Origin of the sequence: Gordonibacter sp. Marseille-P4307, assembly GCF_900604965.1 — a bacterium.
Taxonomy (GTDB): Bacteria; Actinomycetota; Coriobacteriia; order Coriobacteriales; family Eggerthellaceae; genus Berryella.
On record NZ_UWPD01000001.1, the window covers coordinates 474,805 to 490,483 of the forward strand.

Sequence of the window (15,679 nt, forward strand, 5' to 3'; positions counted from 1 at the left end):
TGTCCAACCAAGAAAGCGAGCCCTTTATGACCTCAGAAAACCCCGCGATCGTCGGAATCATCACGGGATCGGAATCCGATATGCCCGCCATGCAGCCCTGCATGGATCAGCTCGACGATTTCGGGATTCCCTACGAAGTGAAGGTTGCCAGCGCCCATCGCAAGCCGCAAGAGGTTCACACCTGGGCATCCACTGCCCACCAGCGGGGAATAAAGGTGATCATCGCCGCTGCGGGGAAGGCGGCCCACCTGGGGGGAGTGGTTGCCGCATTCACTCCCGATCCGGTGATCGCCGTTCCCATGAAAACAAGCGACCTGGGCGGCCTTGATTCGCTGCTTTCTATGGTTCAGATGCCCTCGGGAGTGCCGGTCGCCTGCGTCGCCATCAACGGCGCGAAGAACGCCGCCATCCTCGCGGTGCAGATTCTGGGTACGGGGGATGCCGCAAAACAGGCGAAAATCGTCGATTTCAAGAAAAAGATGGCCGAATAGCGCCCGCTCACCGCTATAAGCGCATCGCATCCTCGTTCCGACTGGGTTAAGAAGCTCCCCATCAGGAGATTCTTAACCTATACTAGGCGCTGCCGTTTATTCGTTCTGAAAGGGTAGGTATGGAAGGCTTCGACCTTATATCGACCGGTGCCTGGTCGATCGTTCCGCCGCTGCTGGCACTCGGGCTGGCGCTTATCTCCAAAGAAGTATACTCCTCGCTGACAATCGGCGTTTTCTCCGGTTTGATAATCTACACTTTCACGCTCGATGGAATCGGATTCGATCAGCTGGTAACGGCGTTCACCCTTCTTCCGAAAATGATGGCGACCCAAATATCGGAAAACGGAGCGCTTATCTTGTTCCTTGCGCTTCTCGGGGCGCTTGTGGTGGTTATCGCCACGGCGGGAGGATCGCGCGCTTACGCGGAATTCGTCGCAACGCGCGTAAAAGACGCTCGCATGGCGAAGATCCTCACCGCGATTCTGGGAATCCTCATCTTCGTGGACGACTACTTCAACTGCCTCACGGTGGGCGCGGTCATGCGCCCGGTTACCGACCGGTTCAAGGTAAGCCACGAAAAGCTTGCCTGGCTTATCGACTCGACGGCAGCGCCTATCTGCATCATCGCCCCCGTATCGTCATGGGCGGTTGCAATAGGCGGGTACATGGGCGAAGACGGATTCAGCACGTTCGTCGCCTCCATCCCCTACAACTTCTATGCGTTGCTCACCATTTTCTTCGTGTTCTTCATACTGATCATAAACCGCGATTTCGGACCCATGCGCACCGCCGAGATCGCCGCCGCTGAGGGCCACGAGGCCCGCATCGAAGTGAGCGGAGCCCTGAAGAAGGCCTCTTCTTTGGGCATGGATGCGACCGATGGCCGCTCGAACGACGGCGAGGCCGTTATGGAAGTGGTCGTCGGAGAGCGCGCCGACGTCGATTCCGCCGCCCAAGAGACCGCAGATGCCTACAAGGGCCTGGTCATCTCTGAAAAAGGTCGTATATTCGACCTGGTGATCCCCATTATCGTGCTTATCGTTTTCTCGATTACGGGAATGCTGTACGCGGGAGGGTTCTTCGAGGGCGTCGATTTCGCCACCGCGGTAGGCGAAGATCCCATTTCGGGCCTGTGCATCGGCGTGTGCGTGGCGCTGGTTGTTGCCGCGGCGCTGTTCATTCCGCGCGGACTCACCACCATCTCAAGCTTCACCGAAGGCATCGCCGAAGGCGTGCGCTCCATGGTGGGCGCCATCATGATCTTGGTTCTGGCGTGGAGCCTGGGCGGCGTATGCCGCTATCTCATCGGCACGGGCGAATTCGTCTCGGGATTCCTCACCGCCATCGGAGCAAGCCTTGCCCTGCTGCCGGCCATCATCTTCATCGTTGCCGCGTTCATCGCCTTCGCCATGGGAACCTCGTGGGGCACGGTGGCGCTCATCCTCCCCATCGTACTGGGCGTGTTCCCGGCGGACAATCCGTTGTTCCTGGTGGCAATCGGAGCCACGCTTGCCGGAGCGGTATACGGAGACCATGTGTCCCCCATTTCGGACACCACCATCCTTTCGTCTACCGGAGCGCAGTGCAACCACCTGCAGCACGTGGCGACCCAGCTTCCCTACGCATCGCTGGTCATGGCGGTGTGCTTCGTGGGTTACCTGATTGCGGGCTTCACCCTCAGCCCCTGGCCGTCGCTGGTTCTTGGCCTTGTAGCCATCGCCGCGGTTTGCCTGCTCATCGGAAAGAAGCCAACCGCTACGCAATAAAGCTGTGGTGTAGCCAAACGCCCGGAAACGAAAACAGGCGGCCTCATCTCGATGAAGATGAGGCCGCTTTCGTATCGCGAACGGTTCAAGCCGACCGCACCATCCTCTTCGAACGTGCTGGAGTTCGCCCAGCGTCCTCTTCGACTTTCACCTTCGCAGGGGTCTGGTTAAACTCGTAGTCCTTTGCCGCCGTTTTACATCCCCGAAGCATGGAGCAAGAATTTCGCCGCTGCCCTTAAGAAGAGCGCAAAGGAAGTGGGTTTTCCCACCGCGAAGACAACCGCCGAAGAATACGCATCTGTCGTCAAGGGATGCGTAGACCCCGCAATTGCGGACCTCTCGAAAGGCTTGGAATGGGATCCTTCTTCGCTAGCTTGGATTCCCGGCAAACCCCATCGATAAAAAATTTGCAGAAGATACCGTAGGTTACAGGAAGTCAGAGGAAAGAAAAAAGGGAGTTTCATCTGGTGAAAGATGAAACTCCCTGTTCAGATCATGGTGGTCGGAGGGGGACTTGAACCCTCGGCACGCGGATTTTCAGTCCGCTGCTCTACCAACTGAGCTACCCGACCAGGCAAAACGTTTTTCAACGCGGATAGTTATTCTACCGATGTTGAATTGCGCCGTCAATGACCAATTTCCTCTATTCGCAGAACTCACCCGCTCAAAGGAAGCCTTACTTCGCGCATCCCGAGCCGAACAGCAGTTCGCGCTCCTCGCCCGGAAGCGCTGCGCGCGCCTGATCGCGCAGGTTGTTCACGCCGATGAAGAACTGGCGCATCATGACCACCACCAGGTAGCGACCCTTCGATGTCAGCGTGATCTCATCGGCATTGTTGCGGTCGAACGCGCCTGCGGCGCTCATGTACGCCATCTCCAACGGCAGGCCGTTTTCCACCGTGCAGCCGAAATCGCGCTCCCACTGGCGCTTATCAAGTCGAAGCCCGAACAGCTGCATGAGGAAGCGATAGCGCATACGGTCATGCCTGTTGAACACGGTCTTGCCCATAAGGGACATACGACCCTGGCCGATGGCCTCGTTGTACTCCTTCACCGAAAACGTGTTCACATACAGGCTCTCGCCCAGATACGTGATACCGCCTGAACCGATGGCGGGGTACTCTTCGAACTGCACGACGTATTCGTCGATCATATCGGCACCCGCACGCTTCTCTTGGCCGGGCAGCACTTCGAGGTAGTCGTGGCGGTTGTAGGTCCATGCGCTGCTGTGCGTGAACTGCGGATCCTTGCCGCCCGTCAGCATATAGTCCAAAATCTCGTAGAACTTTCGCTCGCGATCGTAATCGACCTTGCCCACCGTGCGAGCCAGCGAACGCTCGACAGCGGGAGAAGCCATCAGCGGATAGAACGTCGTCTGGGTCGCTCCCGACTTCATCACGCTCTCAACATCGTTGATCAGCATATCCTCGGTCTGAGCGGGGAAATTGAAGATCATATCCACGTTCATCGACGCGAAATAGGGCACCGCTTCGCCAACGCGCTCGAGAACGACCTCGGCCGAACCGTACTTCTCGTAACGGTCCATCTGCCTCAGCAAGCCGTTATCGAAACTCTGCACCCCCACCGAAAGGCGCTGGACACGGCCCTGTAGCTTCTCCAAATAGCGGGGAATCAAATGGTTCGGATTCGTCTCGGACGAAACCTCGGCAATCGAGAACGTCTCGCGCGCCAGATCGATGGTTTCGCACAGCTCGTCGATGAGGATAGTGGGCGTGCCGCCGCCCACATACAGGCTGGAAAAATCGTAACCCAGCTCTTTCACCATCATCATTTCCTTGCGCAAGCTGGCGAAATACTCGCGCGCACGATCTTGGCGATACGGAAACCTGTTGAACGAGCAGTAGGGGCACAAGCGTTCGCAGAAGGGAACGTGCATGTACAGCATGTACTTCTTGTTCGGGTCGGGCCCAGGCACCACCGTGTCGGTAGTACGGTACAGTTTCAGGTAGTTCTTAGACGCCTCGCGGACGGCCTTGCTCAAAAGTCGCTCAGATAGCATTAATTACCCCAGGCGGATCGCCCGATAGAAGCTCGGTAGCCAATATCGGTGCGAAACTGCTTTCCTTCAAAATCGATCAAGCCGCAAGCCCGGTAGGCTTGGGCACGTGCGCTCTCAAATGTATCGCCCAGCGCCGTTACGCACAGGACGCGTCCGCCCGACGTTACCAAACCGCCATCGGGATTCATCGTCGTGCCCGCGTGGAACACCGTAACCCCTTCAAGCGCTTCGGCATGGCCGATGCCGGAAACCGCCTTGCCCTTCTGATAGGAACCCGGATACCCCGCGCTTGCCAGCACCACGCCGCACGCCCAGGAATCAGACCACGAAAGACCGATATCGCCCGGTCGGCCCTCGGCAACCGCCAACATGACCTCCACCAGATCGTTTTCAAGGCGCGGAAGAACCACCTGAGTTTCCGGATCGCCGAAACGCGCGTTGAACTCCAGCACCTTCGGACCTTCGGGCGTCAGCATGAAGCCACCGTACAGCACGCCGCGATAATCGTTCGAAAACTCGCGCGCGGTAGCGGCCGCAGCCAGCTGCATAATGCGCTGCATCTCGGCCAGCTCGTCGTCCGTAACAATAGGCACGGGCGAATAGCACCCCATACCACCGGTGTTGGGGCCCGTATCGCCGTCGAAGGCGCGCTTGTGATCCTGCGCGGTGGACATGCACAGCGCCTCGCCCGCCGACACGAACGCCAGCAGCGAGCACTCGGGCCCGGTCAGGCATTCCTCCACCACCACGCGCGATCCGGCGGTGCCGAACACGCCGGCGAAACAATCGCGGATGGCCTCTTCGGCCACCTCCAGGGAATCGGCCACGATCACACCCTTGCCAGCCGCCAAACCATCGGCCTTCACCACCAGCGGAGCACCCACCTCGCAGGCGTAGGCCAGCGCATCCTCGGCATTGTCGAAGCTGCCGTAGCCAGCCGTGGGAATGCCGTTTCTCACCATGAACTCTTTGCTGAAGGTCTTCGATCCTTCCAGCCGAGCCCCTTCAGCATCGGGGCCGAATACCGCAACGCCCGCCGCGCGGACCGCGTCGGCCACACCGGCCACCAACGGAGCTTCGGGGCCGATCACCACCAGATCGATCGCATGCTGACGAACGAAGGCGACCACCGCGTCGCCCGATTCGGCATCCAGATCGGAAACGTTATGCGCGATCTGAGCGGTTCCACCGTTTCCCGGAGCGACGAACAGCTCGTCTGCCGAAGAAGACTGCGCGATCGCCCACGCAAGCGCATGCTCGCGCCCGCCGCTACCCAGCACCAAGATGTTCATGATCTCCCTTTCGCACCCGCCAGGAACTCCCGGCTCGAATTCCTAATCTTCGTCCCGATACCAACCGCGCATGATGGTCTGATCGCGATCGGGGCCGACGGCCACGATGCTAATACGGGCACCCACCAGCTCTTCAAGATGCTTCACATAGGCCTGGGCCGTCGCGGGAAGCTCCTCGAATGTGCGGCACATAGTGATATCGGTGCCCTTCCACCCCGGAAGCTCTTCGTAGATGGGCTTCGCGTGGAACAGAACGCTTTGCTGCATGGGAAAGTAGTCGTAGCGCTTACCGTTGCACTCGTATGCAACGCACACCTTGATGGTGTCGAACTCCGACAGAACGTCCAGTTTAGTGAGCGCGATATCGGTCAGGCTGTTCACCTCGACGGCATAGCGGCCGATCACCGCATCGAACCAGCCGCAGCGACGCTTGCGCCCGGTAGTCACGCCGAATTCGTGACCGGCTGTGCACAGAAGTTCGCCGGTCTGGGCCTCCACGCCCGTACCACCGTCCTCGGGGAAGCGCTGCTCGGTGGGGAACGGGCCGCTGCCCACGCGCGTAACGTAGGCTTTCTGGATTCCCAGGATGCGATCGATCACCTTCGGCCCCACCCCGCTGCCGGTGGCCGCACCGCCGGCGCAGCAGGAAGACGAAGTCACATAGGGATACGTTCCATGATCGATGTCCAGAAGCGTTCCCTGAGCGCCCTCGAACAGAATCGATTTGCCGGCCCGATACGCGTCGTTGAGCAACTGGGCCGTCTCGGTAACGTACTGGCCCAAAATGCGCGCATAGGGAAGGTATTCCTCGCAGATCTCCTCGACCGTGTAGGTATGCAGGCCGTAGATCTTTTTGAGAATGGGGTTGACCTGCGAAAGCACCGTTTCGATCTTCAGACGGAAGATCTTCTCGTCAAGCAGGTCCTGGAAGCGGATGCCGCGACGAGCGGCCTTATCCTGGTAGCAGGGCCCGATGCCGCGCTTGGTGGTGCCGATCTTGTTCTGACCCAAACGCTTCTCGTCCGCGCCGTCCAAATCTTTGTGATACGGCATGATGACGTGCGCATCGCAGGAAATCTTGAGGTTCTTGCAGGAGATGCCCTCGGTTTCGAGCATGGCCATCTCCTTGATGAGAACACCCGGATCGACCACGACGCCGTTGCCGATAACCGGAACCGAGTCCTCGTACATAACGCCCGAGGGCATGAGGTGCAAAGCCAGCTTCGTGTCGCCGTGGATGACGGTGTGACCGGCGTTGTTGCCGCCCTGATAGCGCACAACGTAATCGTAGTCAGCCGCAATGAGGTCGGTGATCTTGCCCTTACCCTCGTCGCCCCACTGGGCTCCGACGAGAACGGTATTGGTCATGGGTCTCGCATCCTTTCAGGCCCGCATGGACGCGGGCGTTTCGAAGCGCCGGAAAAGCGCTGTCGGGCAGCTGCGTAAAAGCCGCCGGCCAACCAAACGAATACGCGCCCCGTCCGCACCGCGCAGGCGAAACAGGCGCGCTTCTCACAGGGATCATTCTATATTAGAGCCCCACGCGTATCGCAGACGAATCGGCACTCATCAGAGAGTCCACCACTTCTTTGTGGCAGGTGAATACAATAACCTGTCGAGTACGCGCCAACTCGGCCAAGGCACGGGCCGCACCCTCTCGGCGCTCGTCGTCGAAGTTTACGAGGATGTCGTCGGCCAGAACGGGAAGTGAGCGCCCCACATCGTCGGCGCAGATAAGCAACGCGATGCGAAACGCCAGGTACATCTGCTGGCGCGTTCCCAAAGACAGCTTGCGGGCGGGTCTCTCGATACCGTACGCATCACATACCGCGATGTCGCCCTCGTCGGTGGGCCGAACCGTGCACCATGCGCCCGACGTCATCAGCGACATCAACCGCGAAGCCTCCCGATACAGGCGAGGCTCACTCGAGATTCCCCATGCTCTTAGCGCGTCTTCCAGCATCTTCCTGGCCACAAGCAGCTTGACCAGCTGAGTTTCGGATTCAGCGCGGCGCGTGCGGATCTGCTGATGTCGCACCTTTGCTCGATCGGCCGCCGTATCGGACAGCGCCGAGGCGACCTCGCGTTCAGAAGATCCGCGTTCCTGCGAGGCGCTTGCCAGCCGATCGGCCGCTTCGTCGTGAGAAACGCGGCAGGCGCGCAGCTCCTCGTCAAGATCGACAACACACCAAGATGCATCGAATCCGTTATCCGTCAAAAACCCTGCCCGACGGGAAACCAGCGAATCGAGAACCGTCCGATCGGACGCAAGCGCCTGAAGCGCCTCATCGTAGGCATCCCGGGCACGCATCAGATCCCCTTCGCAGCGCATCGCTTCCGAAACCAGCTCGCGCGCATAGGAAAGCGACCCTTGAGCACACGCAAGCCCCCGATCGTCAAGGCGCTTCCTCACATTCTGGATACAGCGTTCGTGCTCGCTTTCAGCCGCCTCAAGCCTCGCACGAGCGATGTCGAGCTGGGCAGCCCCCGGTCGGCTTGCAAGCGAGGCGCCCCCGGAAAGGACACGGGGAACAGCCAGCGCCGCAAGCACCGCCCCGAATACCGCGGCGGCCGCGCAAGCGGCGGGAGCAGGTTCGCAAAGAAGCCCCGACCCGATTCCCAGCAAGGCGACAACCGCAGCTGCCGCAAGAGCGCACAGCGCCTCCAGCGGATTGATGAGCGCGCCCCCCGACGGCCCCGCCGAACCGTATCGAACGCGGGCGGCCGTTTCCGCAAAAGCCTGCCGGGCAACATCGGCGCGGTCGGCCGATCGGGCCAGATCGGCTTCGGCGCCGTCCAGCTCGTCAAGAATGATGCGCACATCGCCCTCGAACGAGAAGGGGCGCTTTTTTCCCCGGTGAGCCGAAAGCGCGCGTTCCAGAGAATCGACGCGAGCCTGTGCGATGGATACGGAATCTCTGGCCTGGTCGATCTGCCGATCGAACGACTCCACCGACGACTTCAGAGAGCTGATGCGCTCAAGGCGGTCGGATTCCGAATCGACGCGCGCGGCCAGATGGGCGCACTCCGCATCCAGCTCTTCCAGCCTCCGCGCCAAGGCCCGGGCATCATCGGCGCGCCGAGCCGCCTCGGCCACCTCGGCACGCGCCGCCTTCTCCTCCCTCGCCAGTAACGCAAGCGAATGATCGTTTTTTGCCGCCGTGGAGAAAAACGACTCGATACGGTCGTTTACCCACGCAAGCGCCTCGGCAGGGCTTGTCTGGGTTCCCGAGCCAGCCGTGAGAAACCGCGCAGTGACGTTATCGACGTTCGCAAGGGAATGAAGCGAGTCCGCGCTGAGCGCGAACACGGCTTCGTAGGTATCGCGATCGATATCGCCCAGCACCTCGGAAACGCCGCCGCTCGATGACGACTCGGGATCTCCCGATCCCTTGACGCGTAGAATCTCCACGTCAAACTCGACATTCAAGCGTTCATCGGATATTTCGGAAACCCGTCGAACCCCGGCGGCCGCCCCCGGGCTTTCAGGGTCGGGCGAGCCTTCCCAGGCGTGGCTGCGCGAAGAGAACAGCAGCCTGCCCGACCGATTCCCCTGTTCGGGCTTGTAGCCGTTACGTGTCTTCGTTTCTGAGTCCCATCCGAACAGCACGCCTTTGACGAAGGACGCGGCGGTGGTCTTGCCCGCTTCGTTGCGCCCGTACACTACATTAAGCCCCGGGCCGAACGGACCGAGGGTCTTTCCGTACATCCCGCCGAACGCACCGATGCGCGCAACTTTAAGGAAGCGCCTCATCGCTGCAGCCCTCCATCGAGCAGATCGAGAACGAGTCCCATGGATTGGTCGCACAAATCATCGGTAAGCGCGTTTGCTGCAGACGGATCGAGACGCCATTCGACTAACTGCTCTTCAACTTCGGCGCGCAAGGCCGAAATATCTTTTCCGCGACGCTCGGCAGCGCGGACGAACGCGGCGGCAAACAGAGCTTCGTCCCCCATTCGTTCCAGATCGCGAGGTTTTTTCGTGCGGTTGGACAGCTCATCAACGAAGAATTCGTCGTAAGCGCTCGAAAGCCGCGTTCTCAGATCCTCGAGAACGTCGTTGCGGCACAGCACATCATGCAGGTCGGTGCTTCCCACCAGCTTGACGCGCGCGATCATCCGCGCGCACTGCGCACGGCCGTTCGCACGGAACAAAGCCTCGACAATAGAGCGCTCGACGTCGGAAACGGTAGAGGCGTCGGAAACGTCGACGCTTAGGCGCTCCCAGTCGATGGAAGCGGTCGGCACGAACTCGACGCGGTTGCCCGCACCTTCGGTAAGCGTGACCAGCACGCACCCGCGACTACCCGTCTCGTTCGCATCGCGGCCCTGGATGCATCCGGGAAAGACGATGGACGGATCGTCCCACGACGGATAGGCGTACCGACTGTGAATGTGACCGCAGGCCCAGTAGTCGATACCGGTAGCCATAAGATCCAGCGGGTTTTCCGGCGCCTTCAGCGGGTCGAGCGTCAACCCGGTATGGATGACCCCCACCGAAAACGGTGCCTGCTGACGGGACAGGTTATCGCGGCCCGTTTGCCGCTCCAGATTCCGCTCGAGACTCGCCCGGTCGATGCCCTCTGAAATTCGCTGATCGCGCGGCCACGTTTGATTGAAATAGCTGCGCCCTCCCAAAAGGCACAGCGCTTCGCCGTCGCGCTCGTACAGCGCGAAGCTGGGGCGCGCCGCATCGAACATCACCGCGCTTGGGGGAAGGCGCTCGAAATCGATCTGCCACGAGGTGTACGGATCGTGGTTTCCCGTGCAGAGGTAGGCGGGAACGCCCGCGCGGTCCAGGCGATGCAGACCGTCAAAGAAACGACGGTAATCCCGATACGATGCACGAGCGGTGTCGAACACGTCGCCGGCAATAACCACGAAGTCGACCTCGCGCTTGATAGCCGTTTCGATGACGGTGTCGTATGCGGCCCCGATAGCTTCCAGCAGCCGATCCGACCACGTCTCCGACAGGTTCCTGATCCCCCGGAACGGAGCGCCGAAATGAAGGTCGGCTGTATGCAGAAACGTAATCGAGCGCGCCATGACCACTGCCTAGTACCCGGCGATCGCGGAATCGTCGATGTAGTTCATGAACTTGGTGTACTCCGCATTGAACGCAAGTTTGATGTCGGCCTGGGCGCCATTGCGGTGCTTCGCCACGATCAGCTCGGCCATGCCCATGTCGGGACGGCCATCCTGCTCGGCCTCCAGCTCGTTCGTACTTCGGTCGATGAACATGACGATGTCGGCGTCCTGCTCGATAGAACCCGATTCTCGCAGGTCGGACAGCATCGGACGCTTCTGAGCGCGCATCTCGACCGCACGGGAAAGCTGGGACAGCGCGATAACCGGCATGTCCATCTCTTTCGCCAAGATCTTCAGCCCGCGCGAGATCTCGGCAACCTCGACCGCGCGGTTCCCATCGCGACGAGTTTGGGGAGGCTGCATAAGCTGCAGGTAATCGACGATGATAAGCCCGCGCCCCGCTGCCGCGCGCAGCTCCCGGCGGGCCTTCGCCCGCGCTTCGAGGATGGAAAGCCCCGGCGTATCGTCGATGTAGAGCTCGATATTGGACAGGCGGTTGGACGCATCGGCGATAGCGCTCCAATCGGCTTCGGTCACGTATCCGCCGCGCAGCTTGGACAGGCTCACGCGCGCCTCCGAGCACAGAATGCGCTGCACCAGCTGGGACGCGCTCATTTCGAGGGAGAAAAAGGCCACCGCAGTGCCCGCCAACGAGGCGTTCACCGCCAGATTGAGCGCGAACGAGGTCTTGCCGACACCGGGGCGCGCGGCAAGAATGATGAGATCTCCTCCCCGCAGGCCGTGGAACAGCTTGTCCGCATCGGTGAAACCCGTCGGAACGCCGGCCATATGGGATCCCTGCTCGGCCAGGGCGGCGATCTCTTCAAACGCCTCGGTCAGAAGCACGTCCATCTTCTTAAACGTCGAGGACACGCGCTGCTCGGTAACTTTGAACAGGGTCTTCTCGGCTTCCTCAACCACTTCGTCCAAATTGTCGGGGGCGTTGTACGCCAACGCAGTAATCGAGGCGGACGCGTATATCAGATCGCGCAGGATAGACGTGCGCTTCACAATGTCGGCATGGTTTTGCCAGTTGGTAAGCGCAAACGTATTCTCGGCGAGATCCAGCAGGTAGGTGCACCCACCGATGGCATCCAGCTGATTGCCGGCTTTCAGGTTGTCGGCCAAAGATATTTGGTCGATGGGGATGCGGCGGGCGTTCAAATCGCATACCGCCTGATAGATGATGCGATGCGCCGGACGGTAGAAGTTCTCGGGGGTAAGCTTGAGCAGGATTTCCTCAAGCGCGTCCGCATCCAACATGCAGGCCGCCAAAACCGACTTCTCCGCATCGTCGTTGCGGGGAACCAGCTTCGTGGTTTGCGGATCGTTGAATTGCTCGGACGATCCGGGGTTCTGTCGGGGATTGAAACCTGCCATGCATATATCCTTACCGTCGGTGAGAGACCATACTAAACCATTCGTCGTCCCAGATGAAACGCCTTGTGCAACCAACACGACCTTGACGGGGGTTTCAACGGAGAAAAGGGAAAACCCCTCCGCCCGCACATGGGCAAAGAGGGGTTTTCAACGCTTTCAACAACTTTTGCCGTTGAAAGCTTCGGTGGTGCAGCGCACATCCGCCGCCCGATCCCGCGCAAAGGCGGGGCACAGCGCTTATTCAGCGGCCGTATCGGCAGCGGCCTCTTCAGCCGGAACCTCGACGGGAGCCTCGGCTGCCTCGTCGGCGGCGGGCTCTTCGGCGGGAGCCTCGGGCGCTTCGGCATCGACGACGTTCACAACCACGGTGGCGCGGATCTCGCGATACAGCGACACGCTGATCTCGTGGGCGCCGACCATCTTGATGGCCTTGCCGATCTCGATGCGACGGCGGTCGATCTCAAGATCCTTCGCAGCTTTAATCGCATCGGCGATCATCTGGGAAGTGATGGAGCCGAACAGCTGGCCCTCGTCACCCACCTTGGCCTCGACCACGATCGAGCCGCTCTCAAGGACCGCCTTGGTTTCCTCGGCGGTGGAGATGCGAACCGCTTCGCGCTTGGCGATGTTGTTGCGGCGATCCTCCAGCTGCTTCAGGTTGCCCTTGGTAGCGAGAACCGCATAGCCCTGCGTGAGCAGGAAGTTGTTGGCATAGCCGCGCGCAACGTCGATGACGTCACCCTCGCCGCCCTTGCCAGGAAGCTCTTTGAGCAGGATAACCTTCATGAGTCCTCCTTCGACTAGCGGTTGCGACGATCGCCGCGACCGCTAACGGCCGGGACTGCGTAAGGCATCAGAGCCATTTCGCGTGCACGCTTCACAGCATTGGCGATATCGCGCTGGTGCTGGGTGCAGGCGCCGGTCACGCGGCGCGGCTTGATTTTACCGCGATCGGTAACGAACTTACGCAGAAGCTGCGTGTCTTTGTAGTCGACGTACTCTGCCTTGTCCTTGCAGAACTGGCAGTACTTACGACGAGGCTGCTTCGAATATTCAGCCATGTGTAGTACCTCTTTTCAAATTCGCTTAAAACGGAATGTCCTCATCGTAGGGAGAAGCGGGCGTCATCGGCGCAGGTGCCGGGACGGGCGCATAGCCGGCCGAGGCGGGCGCCGAAGGGGCGGCGTCCATGGGGGCGCTGCCGCGCGACGACATGAACTCGAGATCGTCCACGATAACCTCGATCTTGCTGCGCTTCTGCCCGTCGCGCTCCCACTGGCTCCAGCGAAGCTTACCCTCGATGGCGACCTTCGTGCCTTTGCTCAGGTAGTTCGAGAGGCTTTGGGCGCGGCTTCCGAACATGGTGCAGTCGATGAAGTTGGGGTAGTCCTCCCACTCGCCGGTCTGCGCGTTCTTGCGGCGGTCGTTGACCGCCACGCCGAAGCCGAGGACCGGCATACCGGTCGCGGTCGAGCGCAGGTCGGGATCGCGGGTCAGGTTTCCGCTGATGACTACTCGGTTGATGCTCATCTTCCACCTCTTCTACGATGCGGCGCCAGGGCGCCGTTTCGATTTCTAGTCGCGGTCAGTGCGGGCGACGATCATGTGACGCACGACAGAGTCGTTGATGCGAAGAACACGATCGAGCTCGGCGATGCACTGGGGATCGACATGGAAATCGATGAGGGTGTAATCACCCTCGGTCAAACCGTTGATCTCATAAGCGAGTTTGCGTTTGCCCCACTCATCAACGTTGTCGAGAGTTCCGTTACCCTCGGTGATGGTGGTTTCGATGCGCTTCATGACGCCGGCGCGATGCTCGTCATCGATGGTCGGCGCAACGAAAAACAGCAGTTCATAAGCCTTCATCAGCTCACCTCCTTTGGACTGTACGGCCCCGGGCTGGTGAAGGCGACGCCGGGGCAGGAAAAAATACCTGCTCATTCTAGCAAACTAGAACCAAGGCGGCGATGCGGGCGCTGAACGGCTCCAACGAGCACACGGTATCACCACGAACCAAGAGCGCGGGCACAGAGAAAACCAACGGCCTCCCTCGATCCCCAGCCCCATTGTGAGCTGCGAATCCATCGGCAACCCACCCAAACGCCACCGAAGGTTCGCCGGAAATGCAGCAGCCTTCTAAAAACCCTGCGATTTTTTACAACGAACTGCACGAGAAAAGCCGCTGGAAACCAACGGCTTTTCTCGCACTCGTCCCTTATGCAGTCTATTGCTGCGATGCGCCGTCGGGTCCACCACCGTCTCCATCCGAACCCTCGGCATCCTCGACGGGCCAGGCGTGGGCGCTTGCGTGAATCATGAAGTTCGGAGCCGTCCCGATATAGGTTGGTTCCGCCTCGAACGTAGCGACACCCGAATCGTCGATCTCGTACACATAACCAATTGCGTGGCCCGATCCGCCGCCCGGCACTCCCCCTTCCGCAATAACCGCGTCCAGGGTTCGGTCGTCAACTTCAACGTATCCGTCATAGCAGAAGCCGTACGCATCGGCACCGTGCGCCAAATGAACCGTGCGCTCGGCCGCCGCAAAGCACCTCTCGATGTCATCGACAGGATGCGACTCAATGAACAGCTTGTCTTTAATGGCAAGCGCGGTAAACGGGGCAAGCTCCTCGCCGGCTGCAACCTTGTCGCGCGCTTCGTTCAAGATGTACACCAACACGCGTTCGAGCTGTTCGGGAATATCGGGGGTTTCTTTCGTATAGCTTTCAACCGTGCGGTCTGCCATGGCTGCTCTCCTCATGCGTGTCTCGTCTGTCGCTTCAGTCTGACCGATCGGACAGCACGATAACAACTTGAATGGGAAAGTCCAAAAAGTGTCCTTATCGGCGTTCTGGCGGTATCCTTACGGTCGGCACGATATCGCGCCGGCACAATACTCGTTTCTTTTGCGCTGAAAGGCGACAACCGTGGATTTGACGTTGCTTTCAAGCATGGCGGCGCCCTCGATGGGATTTGTTGCGCTCAGCCTCGATTTCTCGGCGGTGGTCATCGGGTCGCTCGGGGGAAGCCTCTTCGCGGTCGATCGAAAACTGGACCTCATCGGGGCGATGGCGCTGGCCCTTCTATGCGGTCTGGGAGGCGGGCTGCTGCGCGATATGATCATGCAGGTGGGAGACGTCTACATCCTGCGCACCAGCTACGCCATCCCGGCCTCGGCCATCACCGCCGCCATCGTGTTCTTCCTCAGCGCTCCATTTCAACGGCATCCGCACCTCATCGAATGGATCGATATCTTCTCGGTGGCGCTCTACGTTGCCGCAGGGGCGGGCAAGGCTATCGCCTACGGCCTCGCTCCTTGGACGGTGATCCTTTTGGGGATGCTCACCGGCGTGGGAGGAGGCATGCTGCGTGACGTGTTTCTGGGGGATGTCCCGCGCATCTTCCAGAAAAGCAACTTCTACGCCGTGTGCGCCATCCTCGGCAGTATCGCCTACCTCGCGGCCTCCTCGTTGGGGCTGACAGGTTTCCTGCCCGCCCTGATATGCACCATCGTTACCATAGGAAGCCGACGGTTATCCCTTCGGTACGATATAAAATCCCCTTCGCAATCCGACGTACATAACGCATTGCGAGAGCGGCGGGGCAAATAACCCGAACATGAACGAAGCGCGGACCGCA

General features: G+C 60.2%; 14 protein-coding genes and 1 tRNA gene. 3 read left to right on the top strand and 12 right to left on the bottom strand.

Going from position 1 to position 15,679, the window contains the following annotated elements:
* Positions 1-26 precede the first annotated feature (26 nt).
* Together purE and EIH26_RS02150 are read left to right on the top strand one after the other, a co-directional pair.
* Complete coding sequence (gene purE, locus EIH26_RS02145) at positions 27-491, top strand: 5-(carboxyamino)imidazole ribonucleotide mutase (RefSeq protein ID WP_124060555.1); 465 nt, start codon at positions 27-29, stop codon at positions 489-491.
* A gap of 119 nt (positions 492-610) precedes the next feature.
* A complete protein-coding gene (locus EIH26_RS02150) occupies positions 611-2,257 on the top strand; it encodes a Na+/H+ antiporter NhaC family protein (protein WP_124060556.1) in 1,647 nt (548 codons plus the stop codon).
* 496 nt (positions 2,258-2,753) lie between these two features.
* Here EIH26_RS02150 and EIH26_RS02155 read toward each other — a convergent pair.
* From EIH26_RS02155 to EIH26_RS02210, 12 genes are all read right to left on the bottom strand, one after another.
* Positions 2,754-2,829: transfer RNA gene (locus tag EIH26_RS02155), tRNA-Phe, on the bottom strand.
* Positions 2,830-2,933: 104 nt separating this feature from the next.
* Entirely contained in the window at positions 2,934-4,277 is a 1,344-nt protein-coding gene (locus EIH26_RS02160) for a coproporphyrinogen III oxidase family protein (protein ID WP_124060557.1), read from the bottom strand.
* Entirely contained in the window at positions 4,277-5,569 is a 1,293-nt protein-coding gene (gene purD, locus EIH26_RS02165) for a phosphoribosylamine--glycine ligase (RefSeq protein ID WP_124060558.1), read from the bottom strand. Before purD ends, EIH26_RS02160 begins: the two co-directional genes overlap by 1 nt.
* Before the next feature lie 42 nt (positions 5,570-5,611).
* Complete coding sequence (locus EIH26_RS02170; RefSeq protein WP_124060559.1) at positions 5,612-6,937, bottom strand: adenylosuccinate synthase; 1,326 nt, start codon at positions 6,935-6,937, stop codon at positions 5,612-5,614.
* 163 nt (positions 6,938-7,100) lie between these two features.
* Positions 7,101-9,323, bottom strand: a complete 2,223-nt coding sequence (locus EIH26_RS02175) for an ATP-binding protein (RefSeq protein ID WP_124060560.1) — start codon at positions 9,321-9,323, stop codon at positions 7,101-7,103.
* Positions 9,320-10,615: a DNA repair exonuclease gene (locus tag EIH26_RS02180; protein WP_124060561.1), complete on the bottom strand. Its 1,296-nt coding sequence runs from the start codon at positions 10,613-10,615 to the stop codon at positions 9,320-9,322. The genes EIH26_RS02175 and EIH26_RS02180 overlap by 4 nt, the downstream gene beginning before the upstream one ends.
* Before the next feature lie 9 nt (positions 10,616-10,624).
* Entirely contained in the window at positions 10,625-12,037 is a 1,413-nt protein-coding gene (dnaB, locus tag EIH26_RS02185; RefSeq protein ID WP_124060562.1) for a replicative DNA helicase, read from the bottom strand.
* A 237-nt stretch (positions 12,038-12,274) separates the two neighbouring features.
* A complete protein-coding gene (gene rplI, locus EIH26_RS02190) occupies positions 12,275-12,823 on the bottom strand; it encodes a 50S ribosomal protein L9 (RefSeq protein ID WP_124060563.1) in 549 nt (182 codons plus the stop codon).
* Between the two features lie 14 nt (positions 12,824-12,837).
* Positions 12,838-13,098: a 30S ribosomal protein S18 gene (rpsR, locus tag EIH26_RS02195; protein ID WP_039687838.1), complete on the bottom strand. Its 261-nt coding sequence runs from the start codon at positions 13,096-13,098 to the stop codon at positions 12,838-12,840.
* Positions 13,099-13,123: 25 nt separating this feature from the next.
* Positions 13,124-13,567 (bottom strand): single-stranded DNA-binding protein, encoded by a 444-nt coding sequence (locus EIH26_RS02200; protein WP_124060564.1) that lies wholly within the window; start codon positions 13,565-13,567, stop codon positions 13,124-13,126.
* Between the two features lie 45 nt (positions 13,568-13,612).
* Positions 13,613-13,906, bottom strand: coding sequence for a 30S ribosomal protein S6 (gene rpsF, locus EIH26_RS02205; RefSeq protein WP_124060565.1), 294 nt, complete (start codon positions 13,904-13,906; stop codon positions 13,613-13,615).
* Positions 13,907-14,264: 358 nt separating this feature from the next.
* Positions 14,265-14,786, bottom strand: coding sequence for a hypothetical protein (locus tag EIH26_RS02210; protein WP_124060566.1), 522 nt, complete (start codon positions 14,784-14,786; stop codon positions 14,265-14,267).
* Between the two features lie 181 nt (positions 14,787-14,967).
* On the opposite strand from EIH26_RS02210, the gene EIH26_RS02215 reads away from it, so the two are divergent.
* A complete protein-coding gene (locus tag EIH26_RS02215; protein WP_124060567.1) occupies positions 14,968-15,651 on the top strand; it encodes a trimeric intracellular cation channel family protein in 684 nt (227 codons plus the stop codon).
* The last annotated feature ends 28 nt before the right edge of the window (positions 15,652-15,679 follow it).

Bases quoted from the DNA above. Each gene is read 5' to 3' on its own strand.
- purE (WP_124060555.1), top strand. From the start codon at position 27: ATGACCTCAGAAAACCCCGCGATCGTCGGAATCATCACGGGATCGGAA.
- EIH26_RS02150 (WP_124060556.1), top strand. From the start codon at position 611: ATGGAAGGCTTCGACCTTATATCGACCGGTGCCTGGTCGATCGTTCCG.
- EIH26_RS02160 (WP_124060557.1), bottom strand. From the start codon at position 4,277: ATGCTATCTGAGCGACTTTTGAGCAAGGCCGTCCGCGAGGCGTCTAAG.
- purD (WP_124060558.1), bottom strand. From the start codon at position 5,569: ATGAACATCTTGGTGCTGGGTAGCGGCGGGCGCGAGCATGCGCTTGCG.
- EIH26_RS02170 (WP_124060559.1), bottom strand. From the start codon at position 6,937: ATGACCAATACCGTTCTCGTCGGAGCCCAGTGGGGCGACGAGGGTAAG.
- EIH26_RS02175 (WP_124060560.1), bottom strand. From the start codon at position 9,323: ATGAGGCGCTTCCTTAAAGTTGCGCGCATCGGTGCGTTCGGCGGGATG.
- EIH26_RS02180 (WP_124060561.1), bottom strand. From the start codon at position 10,615: ATGGCGCGCTCGATTACGTTTCTGCATACAGCCGACCTTCATTTCGGC.
- dnaB (WP_124060562.1), bottom strand. From the start codon at position 12,037: ATGGCAGGTTTCAATCCCCGACAGAACCCCGGATCGTCCGAGCAATTC.
- rplI (WP_124060563.1), bottom strand. From the start codon at position 12,823: ATGAAGGTTATCCTGCTCAAAGAGCTTCCTGGCAAGGGCGGCGAGGGT.
- rpsR (WP_039687838.1), bottom strand. From the start codon at position 13,098: ATGGCTGAATATTCGAAGCAGCCTCGTCGTAAGTACTGCCAGTTCTGC.
- EIH26_RS02200 (WP_124060564.1), bottom strand. From the start codon at position 13,567: ATGAGCATCAACCGAGTAGTCATCAGCGGAAACCTGACCCGCGATCCC.
- rpsF (WP_124060565.1), bottom strand. From the start codon at position 13,906: ATGAAGGCTTATGAACTGCTGTTTTTCGTTGCGCCGACCATCGATGAC.
- EIH26_RS02210 (WP_124060566.1), bottom strand. From the start codon at position 14,786: ATGGCAGACCGCACGGTTGAAAGCTATACGAAAGAAACCCCCGATATT.